The sequence below is a fragment of the Mycobacterium bourgelatii genome (assembly GCF_010723575.1).
GTDB classification, from domain to species: domain Bacteria; phylum Actinomycetota; class Actinomycetes; order Mycobacteriales; family Mycobacteriaceae; genus Mycobacterium; species Mycobacterium bourgelatii.
In genome coordinates, this window is record NZ_BLKZ01000001.1 from 4,250,880 (window position 1) to 4,267,066 (window position 16,187).

6 protein-coding genes are annotated in these 16,187 nt (G+C 66.3%); 3 read left to right on the forward strand and 3 right to left on the reverse strand.

Features of this window, described 5'->3' with window-relative positions:
- Nucleotides 1–2: 2 nt before the first annotated feature.
- The 3 genes from G6N68_RS18360 to G6N68_RS18370 are packed head-to-tail and all read right to left on the reverse strand — an operon-like array spanning nt 3 to nt 13,149.
- The gene (locus tag G6N68_RS18360) at nt 3–3,506 is read right to left on the reverse strand and encodes a non-ribosomal peptide synthetase (protein WP_163715218.1); all 3,504 of its coding nucleotides are present in this window, start codon (nt 3,504–3,506) and stop codon (nt 3–5) included.
- An 11-nt stretch (nt 3,507–3,517) separates the two neighbouring features.
- Nucleotides 3,518–8,086: a non-ribosomal peptide synthetase gene (locus tag G6N68_RS18365; protein ID WP_205351378.1), complete on the reverse strand. Its 4,569-nt coding sequence runs from the start codon at nt 8,084–8,086 to the stop codon at nt 3,518–3,520.
- Nucleotides 8,068–13,149 (reverse strand): non-ribosomal peptide synthetase, encoded by a 5,082-nt coding sequence (locus tag G6N68_RS18370; protein WP_163715223.1) that lies wholly within the window; start codon nt 13,147–13,149, stop codon nt 8,068–8,070. The genes G6N68_RS18365 and G6N68_RS18370 overlap by 19 nt, the downstream gene beginning before the upstream one ends.
- A gap of 263 nt (nt 13,150–13,412) precedes the next feature.
- Here G6N68_RS18370 and G6N68_RS18375 point away from each other — a divergent pair, with 263 nt between their 5' ends.
- From G6N68_RS18375 to G6N68_RS18385, 3 genes are all read left to right on the forward strand, one after another.
- On the forward strand, nt 13,413–13,973 hold the full coding sequence (locus G6N68_RS18375; protein ID WP_240355793.1) for a GNAT family N-acetyltransferase: 561 nt from the start codon (nt 13,413–13,415) through the stop codon (nt 13,971–13,973).
- Nucleotides 13,974–14,123: 150 nt separating this feature from the next.
- Nucleotides 14,124–14,882 carry a thioesterase II family protein gene (locus G6N68_RS18380; protein ID WP_163715229.1) on the forward strand — a complete coding sequence of 253 codons (759 nt, stop codon included), beginning with the start codon at nt 14,124–14,126 and terminating at the stop codon, nt 14,880–14,882.
- On the forward strand, nt 14,879–16,180 hold the full coding sequence (locus tag G6N68_RS18385) for a beta-ketoacyl [acyl carrier protein] synthase domain-containing protein (RefSeq protein WP_205351379.1): 1,302 nt from the start codon (nt 14,879–14,881) through the stop codon (nt 16,178–16,180). The genes G6N68_RS18380 and G6N68_RS18385 overlap by 4 nt, the downstream gene beginning before the upstream one ends.
- Nucleotides 16,181–16,187 lie beyond the last annotated feature (7 nt).

Consider the following 16,187-nt stretch of genomic DNA (forward strand, 5'->3'; position numbering starts at 1 on the left):
CTCTAACTCTCCGCGAGAACTTCCTCGTCGGTGAGCGCCGCCACCTCGAGGTAGTGCCGCGCAATCACCGCCAGCCTGTCCGGGGTGCCGCGGAGGGCCTCGCGGCCGTTGAGTCGCTCGGCGAAGCCGGCGACCGTGCGACCGGCGAACAGATCGGCGACCACCGCGTGATCGACGTCGAGCCAATCCCTCACCCGGGCAATGAATGTGGTGGCCAACACCGAGTCTCCGCCGAGTGCAAAGAAATCCCGACGCACGCCCACCGAATCCACACCCAGCACCTCGGCGGCGATGTGAGCGAGCGCTTCTTCCAGGTCGTTGCGCGGCGCCTCGTCCTGCACGTCGGAAGCTTCGGTGCTCTGCTGCTCGAGCAGGGCGGCGACGGCCCGGCGGTCCAGCTTGCCGTTCGAGGTCAACGGAAACCGTTCGAAGCGCTCGATGCGGGTGGGAACCATGTAGCCGGGCAGGAGTTTCGCCACCGCCTCGGTGATGCCCGCGATGTCATCGGCGTCACCCGCGACGGCCGCCACCAGTTTTGGCGCGTTGTCGCCGACGACGGCCGCCACGGCATGGCGCACGCCCGGTACGGTGCGCAGGGCGGTCTCCACCTCGCCGAGTTCGACGCGGTAGCCACGGATCTGTACCTGATGGTCGGCGCGGCCGAGGAATTCGATGGTGCCGTCAGGCCAGTACCTGGCCATGTCGCCGGTCTTGTACCAGCGAATTCCCTGGTACTCGACGAACCGCAAGGCGGTGCGTTGCGGGTCATTGCGGTATCCCGCAGCGACGTTCGCGCCGCCGACCCAGAACTCGCCGGGAACCCAATCGGGGCAGTCGCGACCCGAGGGCGAGACGACCCGGCACCGAACATTGCGCAACGGAACACCGAATGGCACCGTGGCCCAATGTGCCGGTGGCTCGCCGACGACCTCACAGATGGTGTTGTGGATGGCTGTCTCGGTCGCACCGCCAAGACCGGAGAACCGGCAGCCCGGAACCTGCCTGGCCAGCCTGCGCGCCAAGTCGGCGCCCACCCAGTCACCGCCTAGCGTGACGGCCCGCAGCGAATCACCGAGTTGATCGCCGCCGAGCTCCAAAATCATGTCAAGCATGCTCGGCACGCAGTTGAGGATCGAAACCCGGTGAGCGCGCAGCAGTTCCACCCACGTGGTGCTCGCCGCCTTCTCCGCGACGTCCACCGCGACCAGTGATCCGCCCACCGAGAACATGCCGAAGATGTCGTAAACCGAGGCATCGAACTCCAGCTCCGACAACGCGAGGACGCGATCGGATCTGTTGACGTCGAACCAGTCGTTCACCGCGTCGATGGTGTTCATGGCGGCGCTGTGCGGTACGTCGACCCCCTTGGGCATGCCGGTCGAACCGGATGTGAAAATCACATACGCGATCTCGCTGGTATCCGGAAAGACCGCTGTCTGCAACGGCTTCGGATATCTTTGGGCGGCGTCGATCGAGAGGGAGGCACCCGCGGCACCAATGTCCGAGCCGTCCACCGTGATAGCGGCGACGATGTCAGCGGATTCAAGGATCTTGGCCCGCCGGGCAGCTGGTTGGTCAAAGCCGATCGGCACACAGGTCGCCCCGGCGGCCAGTACGCCCAGCGCCGCCGCGATCTGGTCGTGGCCCTTGGGCAATTGGATGGCCACGGCGTCGCCCGGACCGACGCCGTGGTCGCGCAGCGCCCCCGCGATGGCGAGCGAGCGGTCCGCCAGTTCGCGGTATGTCCATGCGCTTGTCTCGTCGCCCAGTCCCCAAACGACCGCCACCGCATCCGGATTCGACGCCGCGTGCTCGAAGAACCCTTGATGCAGGCAGCGTCCGCTGACTGGGCCGTCGGTGGCATTGATCGCCGCCCGCACCTCCGCCTGAGCACTCGGTAGGCGCACCGCCGCCTCGGCATCCCAGCCCGCGTCGCCTTCGGAGAGGCGTGCGACCGTCTCGGTGAAGGTTTCGAACATGACGGCGATCAGGCCCGGCGGGAAAACGCTTTCCCGCACATCCCAGTTGAGCAGCAGGCCGCCGCGAAGTTCGGTCACCTGAGCATCCAGCAACACCTGCGGCCCCTGCGAGATGATCCACACCGGGTCACCGAACGTCCGGATGACGTTGTCGGCGAACAATTCCCCGAGGTCCAGCGCGCTGGTGAACACCACCGGCGCGAGCACGGGCTCACCGCGATACCGGCCCAGATCCCGCAGCACCTCGAGGCCGGAGTACGCCGCGTGCGCGCCGCTTTCGTACATGCTGCGCTGGACGGCTCGAGCCCGGTCGGTGACCGAGACGTTCTCGCTGACGTCCACCTCGAGCATGATCGACGACGTGAAATCTCCGACCACCCGATCGATGTCGGGATGTACCGGCTGCCGGTGAAACAGCGGTACGTTCAGCAGAAACCGGTCCTGCGCCGACCACGCGCCGACCACGTCGGCGAATATCGACGCCAACGCCATCGCCGGCGTCACCCCGCGCGCGTGGGCAGCCGCCACGAATTTCTCCTTGGCCTCGGGAGTCAGCCAATGGTCGTAGCGGACGGTCCGATGCGCCGCGCCGCCTTCCCCCACCGAAACGGTGGGCAATTCGGGTGCCCCGGGTAGTTCGGGCAACCGCTGCCGCCACCAGTTCTGGGCTCGGTCGTGCTCGCCGCGGTCGTCGTGCCGCTCGGTGCGATAGCGCCGATAGGTGTAGCCCGGCGTGGGCAACGTCTTGCCCTGGTAGAGCTCGGCCAGATCCGATACCAGCACCCGGTAGCTCATCGCGTCGCCTGCCAGCATGTCGACGTCCAGGTGCAGCCGGCTGCACTCGTCGTCCAGAAGTGTCAGCGTGACGTCGATGACCTGCCCCTGCTCGATGTCCAAGCGTTGGTGGGTCTTTCGTTCCCGCAACTCGGTCAGTGCGGTTTCGGCGCGGGCGGGGCTCTGTCCGCGGAGGTCGACGACGCTGAATACCGGCCGCCCCGTGGCGGGCATCGTCTGCTGGGTGCCATCGGGCAGGAATCGGGTGCGAAGCATCGGATGCATCGTCACCAGGTCGGCCACTGCACGCTCAAGCCGGACCGGATCGACGGCACCACAGTCGAATTCGACGTAGATGTGCGCCGCGACGCCGCCGAGCTGCTGTTCGTCCGACCGCCCGATCCAGTAGGCGTGTTGCATGGTGGCCAGCGGGAACGGGTCTTCTTCCGCTACCAAGTCGGTCTCACCGGTCGCTTCGGTTGGCTCGGTTGCCGCCACTTCTGGGCCGGCGCTGAGTAAGCCGTACCAGGATTCCACCGTGGGGCTGGCCGCAAGTTCGGCAAACGTGATGGCCGCCCCGCGTTTACGCCAACCGCCGGCCAGCGCCATCATGCGGATGGAGTTCAGCCCCAGCTGGATCAGGTCGTCGTGGTCGGCAACATCCACTGCCGCACACCCTATTTCGGCGGCAACGGTAGCCCTGATCTGGTCCTTGCTGATCTGGCCGTCGCCCACACCCTGCAGCGGCTCCATTGCGTTCCCCTCTATGCCTCACTGGCCAGGGCAGACGCGAGCACAGCCGTGCCCCGCTGCCACAATTGCGTCAGCCGCTCAATGTCGGATCGTTCGAACAGCGCGTCGCTCCACAGCCAGTTGGTCGTCAGTCGTGGCCCCTCCGGCGTACCGCGTACCGCCGCGGCGATGTACAGGGCGAATCGCAGCGGCAGGTCCGGTTCGGGGTCGACGGGCAGCGCATCCAGCTGATCGCCGGCCACCAATGACCACGGTTGGTCCGTTGTGCCGGTGAGGTCCAGGCGACCCAGATAGCTGAACGTGATCTGCGGCTCGACGGCATCCTGCAACTCGGCAACACCGTCCACGTAGCGGAGCAGTCCGTAATCCAGGCCGTCGTTCGGGATGGCGCTCAAATGGCCTGCCACGGAATCGAACAGGCTGCGGACCGCACCGGGATCGCTCTCGCCACGCTCGACGTCGACCGACGGGCAACCGGGGGCCAGCCGAACCGGAAATGCGGTGGTGAACCAACCGACGGTGTTCGTGGTGTCGGTATCCAACAGGGCGTCGGCCCGCCCGTGACCTTCCAGGGCGACGAGGGTGCCCGATGACGGATCCTGGTCACGAGAACGGCGCCAACTGGCGATCGTCATGGTGAGCACGGAGAGCAGAAATTCGTCCATGCCCTCGTTTCTGGTGAAGGTGGCCAGCACGCACTCGGTGACGTCGACGGGTGCCAGCACCTGGGTGATCTGCAGAGTGGACCAGGTGTCTCGGGTCGGGTCAACGAGTCGGCTACCCAACGCGGGGTCGGGTCCGCGTACCTGGTCGGCCCAATACGGCCGCTGAGACTGCACTTCCTGCTCGCCGGCCCGGCGCCACATCAGCTCTGACCACTGCCGGTAGGAAGTGAACTCCGGCAGTGTCTTTGGTGTCGTTCCGGATTGCATCGCGCGCCACGCCTCGGTGATATCGCCGAGCATGATGTGCCAGGAGACCACGTCCACGGTCAAGTGGTGGGCGGCGATCAGCAGCATCTCCCCGGTCGCGGGCCCCGAGATCCACACCGCCTGCACCATCGCACCGGCGCGCGGGTCGATGTGGTCGTTGCCGGTACGCGCGGCGGCGGTGATGGCGGCGTGCACATCCGAGTCGGCCGGCACGTCCATCCGGGTGATCAGGTCAGCCGTGCGGACTGCGCCCGGTTCGCGGGTCACCAGGCGCGGACCGTCGGCAGTATCGACCAGGATCGAGCGCAGCATTTCGTGCCCGTCGAGCAGCAATTGCAGCATCACTTCGATTGTCGGGCGGTCGATCTCGGCGGGTAGCCGCAGCAGGATCATATGGGTGAATCGGCGATAATTGCCGTACTCGTGCAGCCACGACACGATGGGCAGCGGCAGGACTTCGCCGTATTCGCTGCCGCCGGCGTCCATCCCGTTCCCCGCGGCGCCCCCGTCTATCGCCGCAGCGAGCTGTCGAATCGTGGGGGCGGTCAGTACCATCCGCGGGCTTACCGCGATGCCCAGGCGTCGAGCCTTGTGTACCAACGAGATTGCGACGATGCTGTCGATGCCGAGTGAGAAGAAGTCGTCGTCGATGTGCGGTACTACGCCGTTGAACTGCTCGGCGAAGACCTCGCACAGCGCTCGTTCGGTCTCGGTCGATGCCGATTCCGTTCTGGCACCGCCGGAGAACGCCTGCTCGGCCAGCCGATCCAAGGCGTGGCCGTCGAGCTTGCCGTTGGAATTCACTGGCAGGCGAGGCAGTGTCACGATGCGGGCCGGGATCATGTAGAGGGGCAGGCGCTCGGCCAGTCCGGTCCGCAGGCTGAGCTCGTCGCCCGCACTGTCCTGCCACACAACGAAACCCACCAACGTGGCGCCACCATCACGACGCAGCACCGAGACCGCGGCGTCATGTACCCCCGGTTGGCCGCGGAGAGCGGCTTCGATCTCACCGATCTCGACGCGGTAGCCGCGAATCTTGACCTGGTCGTCGTCGCGTCCCAGATAGGCGAACCCTCCGTGCGGCAAGCGGCGCACCAAGTCTCCGGTCCGGTACATGCGCTGGCCTGGGCGGAGCGGATCGGCCACGAAGCGGCTCGTGGTCAGTCCCGGCCTGCCGACGTAGCCTCGGGCCAACTGCCCGCCCGACAGGTACAACTCGCCCACCGCACCGTGCGGCACCATTCGTAGTTGCGAGTCCAGGACGTAGCCGAAGGTTCCCGCGTTCGGCGTGCCGATCGTCGGTGTCGGATACTCCCGGACGGGAGCCACCACCGCCTCAACGGTCGCCTCGGTGGGCCCGTAGCAGTTGTAGACGGCGGTCGGTGCCAGCGCGCGCAACTGCTCCCACAGCGCCGTGTTGATCGATTCGCCACCCAAGGCCAGCACCGACAGCGAATGATCGAGCAGGCCGGCGGCTTTGAGTTGTACGAGCATCGACGGGGTGGTGTCGATCATGTCGATCCGGTGGGCAACCATGCCATTGACCAGCCGATCCGCGTCGCGCATCTCCTCGGCATCGAACAAGTGCAGCCGATGGCCGTCGAGCAGACCGACCATGGGCTGCCAGGAGGCGTCGAAACTCAGCGACCAGGCGTGCGCGATGCGCAGTCGGCGACCGAGGCGTGTTGTGGCCGGCTGGTAGACGCGGCGGTAGTGGTCCGCAAAGTAGCTCAGCAGCGCGGCGTTTGTGTTCACCACCCCCTTGGGTTCGCCGGTAGATCCCGAGGTGAAGATGACGTACGCGGCGTGGTCGGGATGACGGCGTACCGACGGTGCGACAGCCGGGCGAGTCGAGATACGTTCGGTTACGGCCGGATCGTCGAGCACCAACGTGGCCATCACGCCGACCAGTTCGTTGTGGTCGGCGTCGGTGAGCGCCAGCACCGGATTAGCCTGGCGCACAATAGATTCGATGCGCACCAACGGTAGCGTGACGTCGACGGGCAGGTACGCGGCACCGGCCGCGAGTACGGCCAGAATCGCGACGATCGAGCGCGTTGAGCGCGGCAGCACCAACGCCACAACGGTTTCCGGGCCGATACCGTGATCGGCGAGCTCGCCGGCCAACCGGCACGCTTGGGCGTGCAGGTCGGCGTAGGTGAAGCTTTCACCGTTTTCGCCGACGCCGCCGGCGCTGAGCGCAAGGGCATCCGGGGTGGCCCGGGCTTGTCGTTCGAAAAGCTCCCACACCGTGGATCCTTGAGGTGCGGGCAACGATGCCGCTGCAATCCCGTCGAGTTCGGCGCGCTCCGCCGGCGTCAAGACATCGAGTGCGTCCGGTGTCCCGTCGCCGATATCGGGTAGCTGCCGCAGCACGGCGAGCAGGCGCTCGCCGATGTCCGCCGGACTCAGATGCGGCAGCGCCGCACGAATCGCCTCGACGAGCACCAGCAGCGCGTCGCCCGACAGGTGGGAGACCACCGTTAGCGGGTAATGGGTCAGGCTTTCCATCTCGATCGGGGTGAACTGCACGCCACCGGGTTCGGTCACCGGACGGATGACGTCGGAGATCGGGGCATTCTCGAAGACGAACATGGAGTCGAACAGCGCGCCCCGGCCGTGTTCACGTTGAATCTCGGACAGACTGAGATAACCGATGTCGCGCATGGCCGATGACTCACGTTGCAACCGTGCGCATTGCTCGACCACCGAAACGTGGCCGTCGAGCCGGTGCACTACCGGCACGGCGTTGATGAACAACCCGACCATGGTTTCCACCCCGGGCAAGTGTTCTGGACGCCCGGAGACAATCGTGCCGAACACGACATCGCGGCGGTCGGTGAGGCGGCTGAGCACGACCGCCCACGCGAACAGCACCGCGGTGTTGAGCGTGAGGCCGTTGCGACTCGCCCAATGCCGCAACCGGGTGGTGTCGGCCTCGGGCAACAGCAGTTCGGTCTTGTCGGGGGTGGCGTCTCCGGCGGCGACGGTGGCATCGGCGACCATGAGCGGCCCGGGTACGCCACCGAGATACCGATCCCACTTGGCAAGCGCGGCCGCCCGGTCCTGCTGGGCGAGCCAGACGATGTACTCGCGGTAGAGGCGCGGGGGCGGAAGGCCGTCGGTGGATCCCCCGGCCCGGTAGATGGCGAGCAGCTCGGTGAAGAACACCGCGAGCGCCCAGCCGTCCACCAGGATGTGGTGCGCGGTGAAGATCATCCGCCGCCGGCTCTGACCGGGCACCGTAAGTAGCACAACGCGCAGTGCGGGACCGCGGCTCAAGTCAAACGGGCGACGTCGTTCGGATCGGGCGATCGACTCGAATTCCGTTGGCTGCGCATGTCGTTCCGACCAAGGCAGCTCGGCATGGCTGGGCACGATCTGCACCGGCTTGGGCACGTCGCGATCCCAGAAGGCGGCGCGCAGGTTGGGGTGTCGGGCGAGCATCGCCTGAGCGCTGCGGCGCAGCAGTTCGACGTCGACCGGTCCGTCGATGTCGATGATGAACTGCATGCTGTACAGGTCGACGCCGTCCTCGGCCATTCGGTATAGCGCAAACAGCCCCTCCTGCAGGGGGCTTAAAGCAAGGACGTCCTCGATCTGTGCTGCGGCGGAAGTCACGACGTCGGTCACGACTCCTTCAGCCATGACGCGGTGAGTTTGGCCAAGGCGTCCGAGTCCAGACCCGAGGTGCTCATCGGCCGGTACTCCGGTTCGGCCGTCGGTTCCGGTTGGGCAACCGTCGCGTCAGGGGACGCATCGGCTGCCGCGTCGACGGCGGCGGCCAGTTCGGCGATGGTCATGTGCTCGAACACCATTGGCGGGGTCAGCGCCAGTCCCTGCGCGTTGGCCTGGGCCGACCACTTGATGGAGATGATGCTGTCGCCGCCGAGCGCGAAGAAGTTGTCCTCGGGGTCGACGTCGGTGATTTCGAGGAGCTCCTGCAGCAGCGTGATGAGGCTCCGCTGGGTTTCCGCCGAGCCCTCGGTGACGCCGGTGGCCGGTTGCGGCCGGTCGGATGCGGCGGCCCGCGGGGTCGGTGGGGCCAGCAGCCGTTCCATTTCGGCCGCAGGCAGCAACTCCAGCCGGGAGACCGGGAGGTCCGGTGTGCGCGCGAAGGCATCGAGCGCGTTGTTCAGGGCTTCGGCGACGAGCGACACCGTCTCGGGCTCGTAGAGATCGGCGTTGGCGACGACTCGTACCTCGAGCACACCCTCGGGTGTCACCTTCATGCTCAGGTCCAAGTCGAGCAAGGAGATGTCGAAGTCCAGCACAAGCGGACTTACCACTGTTTCCCCCGTGGTCGTGAGGTCACGGGGAGCCAGCGCCCAATCCTCGCCGTGGAAGTGGAGCATGTTCTGGAACAACGTGTTCCGCGACAGCGAGCGCGGCGGGTTGAGCGCTTCGACGACGCGTTCGTAGGGGACTTCCTGGCGGGCGAAGCCGTCGAGCACCAGGCTACGGCTGCGTTCCACGACGGCGCGCAGCGTGGGATCACCGGATAAGTCGTTGCGCAGCAACACCATATTCGCGAAGAAACCGATCACCTGCGCGGCGCCCGGTTCGACGCGGCACGCCACCGGACAACCCAGAGGGATGTCGGTGCCGCCGCCGAGCTTGTGCAGCCACACGGCGAGAACCGCTTGGTAGAGCATGAATTCGGTGACACCGTTCTGCTCGGCGAACTGGGTGAGGCTAGCCCGACGAGCCGCGGGAACCGTGAACGTCACTACCCTGCCGTTCTTCTTTGCCAGCACCGGGGGCCGCGCGTGGTCGTGGGCCACCGCGATCTCGTCGGGCAGACCGGCCAGGGCGTCGCGCCAGTAGGCCAACTCGGCTTGTCCCCAGTCGCTGTCGAACGCACTGTGTTGCCACACCGCGTAATCCGCGAACTGGAACGGAAGCGGGGCCCACCGCGGCGCGCTGCCGTCGAGGCGTGCGCGGTAGGCGACGATGAGGTCGTCCAGCAGAATGCCCAACGAGGCATGGTCGGACATGATGTGGTGCACGATGACGAACAGCACGTGGGTGTGCGGATCGATTCTCAACAGGGTCGCCCGGATCAGCGGTCCCGTTTCGGGAGTGAGCACGTAGTTCCGCAGCTCCGCTATCTGCTGATCGATCTGGTCGGCGGCCACGTCGATGATCGGCAGCTCCAACTTCAGTCTCGGGTGCACAATCTGGTACGGAACACCTTCGTGCTCGGCGTAATTCGTGCGCAGCGACTCGTGCCGTTCGACGACGTCGTTGAGTGCCGCACCCAGCGCATCGATGTCCAGCCGACCCTCGATCCGACGCGCAAAGGCGATGTTGAATTCCGCACGCGGGCCCTCCAAACGGTACTGGAACCAGGCGGCGAGTTGGGAATACGACAGCGGAATCCGCTCGGGCCGAACGGTGCCGGCTATTCCGGGCCGGTTCGAGAATGTCACCAGTGCCGAATCATCAACGCTGTCAAAGGCGTCCAGGTCATCCGGTGCGTCCAGCTCGTCCAGTTCGATGTCGAACTCGGCGCGGAACTGCTCAACCAGTCGAGCCGCCAAACCGGCGGGTGTCGGAGTGTCGAACACGGCGCGAACGGTCAGCTCTACCCCGAACTCAGCCCGGATCTGTGCCACCAGGCGCGCCGCCAGCAGTGAATGGCCACCCAGGCCGAAGAACGAGCTATCGGCACCCACTTGCTCGAGGTCGAACAGGCGGGCAAAGATCGCGCACATCCGGCGCTCGGTGGGGGTGGCCGGCTCCCGGTAGCGACGGACCGCGATGGGGGTGGGTGCGGGCAGGGCCCGTTTGTCGAGTTTGCCGCTCACCGTCAACGGGATCTCGGGGATCACCGCGAAAGCGTTGGGCACCATGTACTCGGGCAGCACCGCGGCCGCATGCGCACGAACCTCGTCGAGGTCCAGGTCGGCGCCGCCATCGCCGGTGACCGGCACCAGGTAGGCGGCGAGCATCGGCCCCACCTCGGTGTCCTCCGCGACCACCAGACAGTGCCGCACCGCCGGGTGTCTGGCGATCACCGCCTCCACCTCGCCGAGTTCGATGCGGAAGCCGCGGACCTTGACCTGCTCGTCGGCGCGGCCGATGAACTCCAGCTCGCCAGAGATGTTGCGGCGAACCAGATCTCCCGTCCGGTACATCCGCTTGCCCGGACGGAACGGGTCGGCGATGAACCGCTGCGCGGTCAAGCTCGGACGACCAAGGTAGCCGCGCGCCAACTGATTGCCGCCGAGGTACAACTCGCCGATCACTTCCGCGGGCACCGGCTGCAATTCTTCGTCGAGGACATACGCGTAGACGTTGCGGTTCGGCACACCGATGGGCACCACCCGAGCGCCGTGTGATCCCTCGACCGGCATGTGCGTCGAACAGACGACGGCCTCAGTCGGGCCGTAGTGGTTGCGCAACTCCGCGTCGAAGTAGCTGGCAAACCTGTCCGCCACGTCACCCGGCAGCGCCTCACCACCCACCGGCACGTAACGCAACGCGCGCCATTCGCTGACCTGCGGCAGCATCAGCACGGTGCTCAGCATGGAGGGAACCATGTGCAACACGGTCACTTGATGCCGGTTGATCAGATCGGCAATGTAGCCGATGTCACCGATACCGGTGCCTTCCGGCGGCTTCGGCACAATGAGCCGCGCCCCGAGCGTCAGCGTGACGAAGATGTCCAACAACGACGCGTCGAAGCTCACCGAAGACGACTGCAGCAACCGGTCTTCGGCGGTCATGCTCCACTCGGCGATGAAGCCATCCACGTGCTCGGCGATCGCGTGGTGCGGGACCGCGACGCCCTTGGGCTGACCCGTGGAGCCGGATGTGTAGATGACGTAGGCCAGGTGATCGGGACGCAGCGGATGCAACCGGTCCGCGTCGGTGAGCACGGCGTCCGACAACCGCGCTGCGGCCTGTTCGGCGGCATCGAGTTCCGCCCGGCCGATGACCGTCTTCGGGCGGGCGTCCGTCACAAGGTATTCGATGCGGTCGTCAGGATAAGCCGGGTCGATCGGCAGGTACGCCGCACCGGCTTTCAGCACGCCCAGCACGGCGACGATGAACTCGATCGACGTCGTCAAGCGCAGACCGATGAGGTCGTCGGCGCCCACGCCCTGCCCGATCAGCCAGCGCGCCAACCGGTTCGCCCGCCCATGCAATTCGGCGTAGGTCAGCTCCGCGTCGTCGGATACCAAGGCGAGCGCGTCGGGGTTTGCCGCCGCGGCCTTCTCGAACAGCGCGACCATCGTCGTTGCGGGAGTGGGCACGAGCTCACCGTGCGAGTCCGCCAACACGGCTTCCCGTTCGCCGGGGCCCAACATGTCCAGACTGGTGAGGCGGTGTTGGGGCTCGGTGAGCGCGTGGTCCACCAGCTGTAGATAGTGGGCCAGCATCTGCTCGACGAGTGCGCTGCTCAAGACGTCGGTCTGATACTCGAATTCGACGACGGCGCCGCCCGGGTCGAGCACGATCGCGAGCGCAAGGGGCAGGTGAGCGACGACCGCGCCCAGTTCGAGCTGGCGCACCTCCACGCCGGTCAGCGTCAGACCGGTCGTGCTCTTGCGCATGCTGAAACCGAGCCGGACGAGTTCTTCCATGCCGTCGTGACCCATGGTTCGGTCCGGATTCGCCTCACGCACAACACGATCGATGCCGACCGACTGATGGGCGAAACCGGCCAGGCAGGTTTCGCGCACCGCGTCGACGAACGATGCAAAGGTGTCTTGAGGTCGCGCAACCATCCGCAGCAAAAGGGTGTTGCCGAAGTACCCGATAGCCCCCTCGGCCGCGGCGCGCCGGTCGGTGACGGGCACCGAGATCAGAAAGTCCGGAGCTCCCGTGTAGCGGCGCACCAGCACGGCGAATGCGGCCAGTAACACCATGAACGGTGAGGCGGAGCGCTCGCGGGCGAACTCCTCGACGCGGACATACAACTCGGCGGGCAGCGGCCGCGTCCGGCGCGTCGCCCAGCGGGACGGCTGCGCGTTCGCCAAACCGGGAAGCTGGAGCGGTTCGGGCGCCGGCCGCAGGATGTCGGCCCAGTAGCCGACGTCGGCGATCGAGGGTTCGGTCGCGTTCTCGGAGACCTCGATCGCGATGAACTGCGGGGCCTCGGCCAGTGGTCGCCCGCTATAGGCCGCGCTCAGGTCGTTGAAGAAGACCGCCCAGGAGTCGTCATCCCAACTGATGTGATGTACGACCAGCAGGAGTACGAATTCGTCTGTGCCAGTGCGTATCAGCGTCACGCGCAGCGGCAACTCTTGGGTCAGGTCGAACGGCTTACCGAATTCCGCTCGGGCCATTGCCTCGACCTGTCGCCGTCGCTCCTGCTCGGGGCGGTCGGTGACGTCTTCGGTACGCCAGCTGACCTCGCCGTCGTCGGAAAATATCTGATACGGCTCACCTTCGGTGTCGACCCCGTAGGTGGTACGCAAAATGGCATGGCGCGCAACGACCTTATTGAACGCGGCTCGTAGCCGCTCCGGGTCGACGGCCCCGGTCAGTTGGTATGCGACACAGATATTGAGCGTGACGTCGGTGCCATCCATGGTCTGCAGGAACCACATCCGACGCTGGCCCGCGGACAGACCGTACCGCTCCCCCGCGTGGATCGGCCGCCGCTCGACCGATTGCGCCGCCGCCAAGCCGCTTTCGGCGATACGCCGACGCAGCAACTCCCGTCGGCGTTCCTGCACGGTCTTGGCGTCGTCTGCCATTGCTCAGCTCACTCCTGAAGTTGAGTTCGCGGGGGCCGCCGGAGCGCACGGTACGACGCGCATCACTCGAGCCTCTCAACCCTTGCCGCCAGCGGCGACGCTGTCCTCCCCTGGCGTGCATCTCTATGACTACCGGCTTATGTTAGCCTTCGCTAAGTTGCGTGGCTCTTGCGGCCGTTGCGAGACTGCATCGACATTTCGGATGCCGCTGGTGGGCGACCGCACGGCGGCCACCAATCCAGTGCGGGAGGCCGGGCTTGGACGTGCTGGACCTAGGGCACCGCCAGGCGACGTTGCACCACGACACGTTCGCCGGGACGTTCTCGCTGCGGCGGATGGACCTGAGCCGCGACCTCGACCAATTGCATTCCTGGATGAACGACCCCGAGGTGGCGCGGTTCTGGAAGAAGGCCTGGCCGCGCGCGCAACTGGCGTCCTACCTGCGACTACAGGACGAGCTGCCGCACTCCGTTCCCTACCTGGGCGAGCTGGACGGCGGCGCGATGAGTTACTGGGAGCTCTACCGTGCCGACCTCGACCCGCTGGCCGAGTTCTACGAAGCACGCGACCACGACGCCGGCATCCACGTGCTGCTCGGCCCGGCCGAATGCCGCGGGCGGGGGTTGGCCTCGAGCCTGCTGCGCATCGTGTCCGACTGGCAGTTGGAAGCCGATCCACTTGCCGAACGGGTGGTCGCCGAGCCCGACGTGAGCAACGCGCGGTCGATCCGAGCGTTCGAGCGCGCTGGGTTCCGTCGGACGACCGAACTCGACCTGCCGGACAAGCGGGCGGTCCTCATGGTCCGCGATCGGGCGGGGTGCTGAGCACAAACAATGAGGTCAAACGGTCGGCCGGCCATCCCACCGCCGAACTGGATTATGTTAGCCTTCGCTAAGTTAGGGGAGGAACCGGCGGACCGAAGAGCGGAGCGGGCGTTGGAAGCGAGCAAATAGGTGAGCGAAAGGTAATACCGCATGCCGCGCACATTGGGGTGGATCAGGCAGTTCCACCAACCGGCCTCGCCCGACAACATCCCGTTACTGGTTTTCCCACATGCCGGATCCGGCGCCAGCGCCTACCGCGACTTCTCCAAGATCCTGAGTTCGAAGTTCAAGGTCATCGTCTTTCAATACCCGGGCCGCCAGGACCGGGCCGCCGAAGCCGCGCTGGGGTCGCTGGCCGAGATCGCGGCCGGAGCGTTCGGCGAATTCGCGGCATCGGATCACAATCGCGGCATCCCGATCGTCACCTTCGGTCACAGCATGGGAGCGCTGGTCGCGTTCGAGTTCGTCCGGATTGCCGAAGCCAACGGAGTCGCGGTCCGTCACCTCCACGTGTCTGCCGCCGTCGCCCCCAGCAACGTGGCGAACAAGCCGTCGCATCCGAAGGACGACGAGGAGATCCTCAACCACCTCGCCGCGCTCGAGGGGACCGACGGCGACGTGATGGCGAACCGCGACCTCATGCGACTTGCGCTGCCGGTCATCAAGGCGGACTACAACGCCTTCGACGCCTACAGCTGCGCCGAGGACATCAAGATCGCGACCCCCGTTCACGCCATCGGCGGCGATCAGGATCCCTACATCACGTTGGGTGACCTCTACGGGTGGGGCAAACACACCGACACCGTCAAGGTCACCATGTTCGACGGCGGGCACTTCTACCTCAAGACCCATGCCGACGCCGTCGCAGAATTGCTGGCGGCCGACGCTTACTGCGGACAATCGGCGTGAGCCACAACGACACTGCCGACCCGGTCGTCATTTCCGGAATCGCGGTTGAGGCTCCCGGAGGCATCGACACTCCTGCCGCGCTCTGGTCGGCGCTGACCGAGTCACGGGAACTGCTGCGCCCCTTTCCCCGCGACCGCGGCTGGCCCGTCGACGACCTGCTATCGCCGCGGGACGGCTGGGTCCGAGTTTGCGATTCGGGCGGGTTCCTGGACGGCGCAGGGGATTTCGATCCGGTCATGTTCGGTCTCACCCCGCTGGAAGCCCTGGTCATGCATCCCCAGCAACGAGTGGCGATGCGGACGGCCTGGAAGGCGCTGGAAAATGCGGGAATCAATCCCGGCGCCCTGGACGGCGACGAGGCCGGTGTCTTTATCGGCCTTTCAATGACGGAGTACTCGACCCCCGGCTCCGTAGCCGACGACTACACCGGGTTTCGGACAGTCGGGATCGGACAACTCGGGGCCGCCGGGCGAATCTCGCACTGCTTCGGCTTGACCGGTCCCTCAATATCTCTCGACACGGCGTGCGCGTCCTCACTCACCGCGCTGCAATTGGCCACCACCTCGGTGCGGGAGGGCGAATGCGAGTGGGCGCTTGCGGGCGGCGTATGCGTGCTGGGGGCACCGACGGCGTTTTACGAGTTCGCTCGACTCCACGCCCTATCCAATGATGGGCATTGCCGGGTCTACGCCGACGACGCCAGCGGCACGGTGTGGGGCGAGGGCGCCGGGATGGTGCTGGTCGAGCACGAATCACGCGCCCGCCGACTCGGACACCGGATCTACGGACGGATCCTGGCAATCCGCAACAACCACAACGGCAAGGGCAAGCCGATCCTCGTCCCGCGGGTGGGCGCGCAGGCGCAGCTGATGAACAAGACAATCGACGCGGCGGGCATCGATCCGGTCGATATCGGAATGATCGAGGGCCATGGCACCGGGACCCTAGCGGGAGATCCGGTGGAACTGATCGCGTTGTTCAAGACTTACGGCGCCGCGGGATGCGAAGCGCTGATCGGTTCGATCAAGTCGAATGCCGGACACGCGCAGGCGGCCTCGGGAATGCTTGGATTGGTCAAGCTGCTGCTCGCCGGTCAGCGCGGCCACATTCCGCCAACCCTGTTCTCGGACAACCCAACCAAGACGGTGGACTGGGACTCGGTAGGCCTGCGCCTGGCCACCAAGGTGCACCCGTGGGAGCCCAAAGACGGCGTCCGTTACGGCGCGGTGTCCTCCTTCGGGGCTGGCGGCGCCAATGCACACGCCATCATCGCCATGCCCGACGGTGGGCGGGAGTGAGATCCGG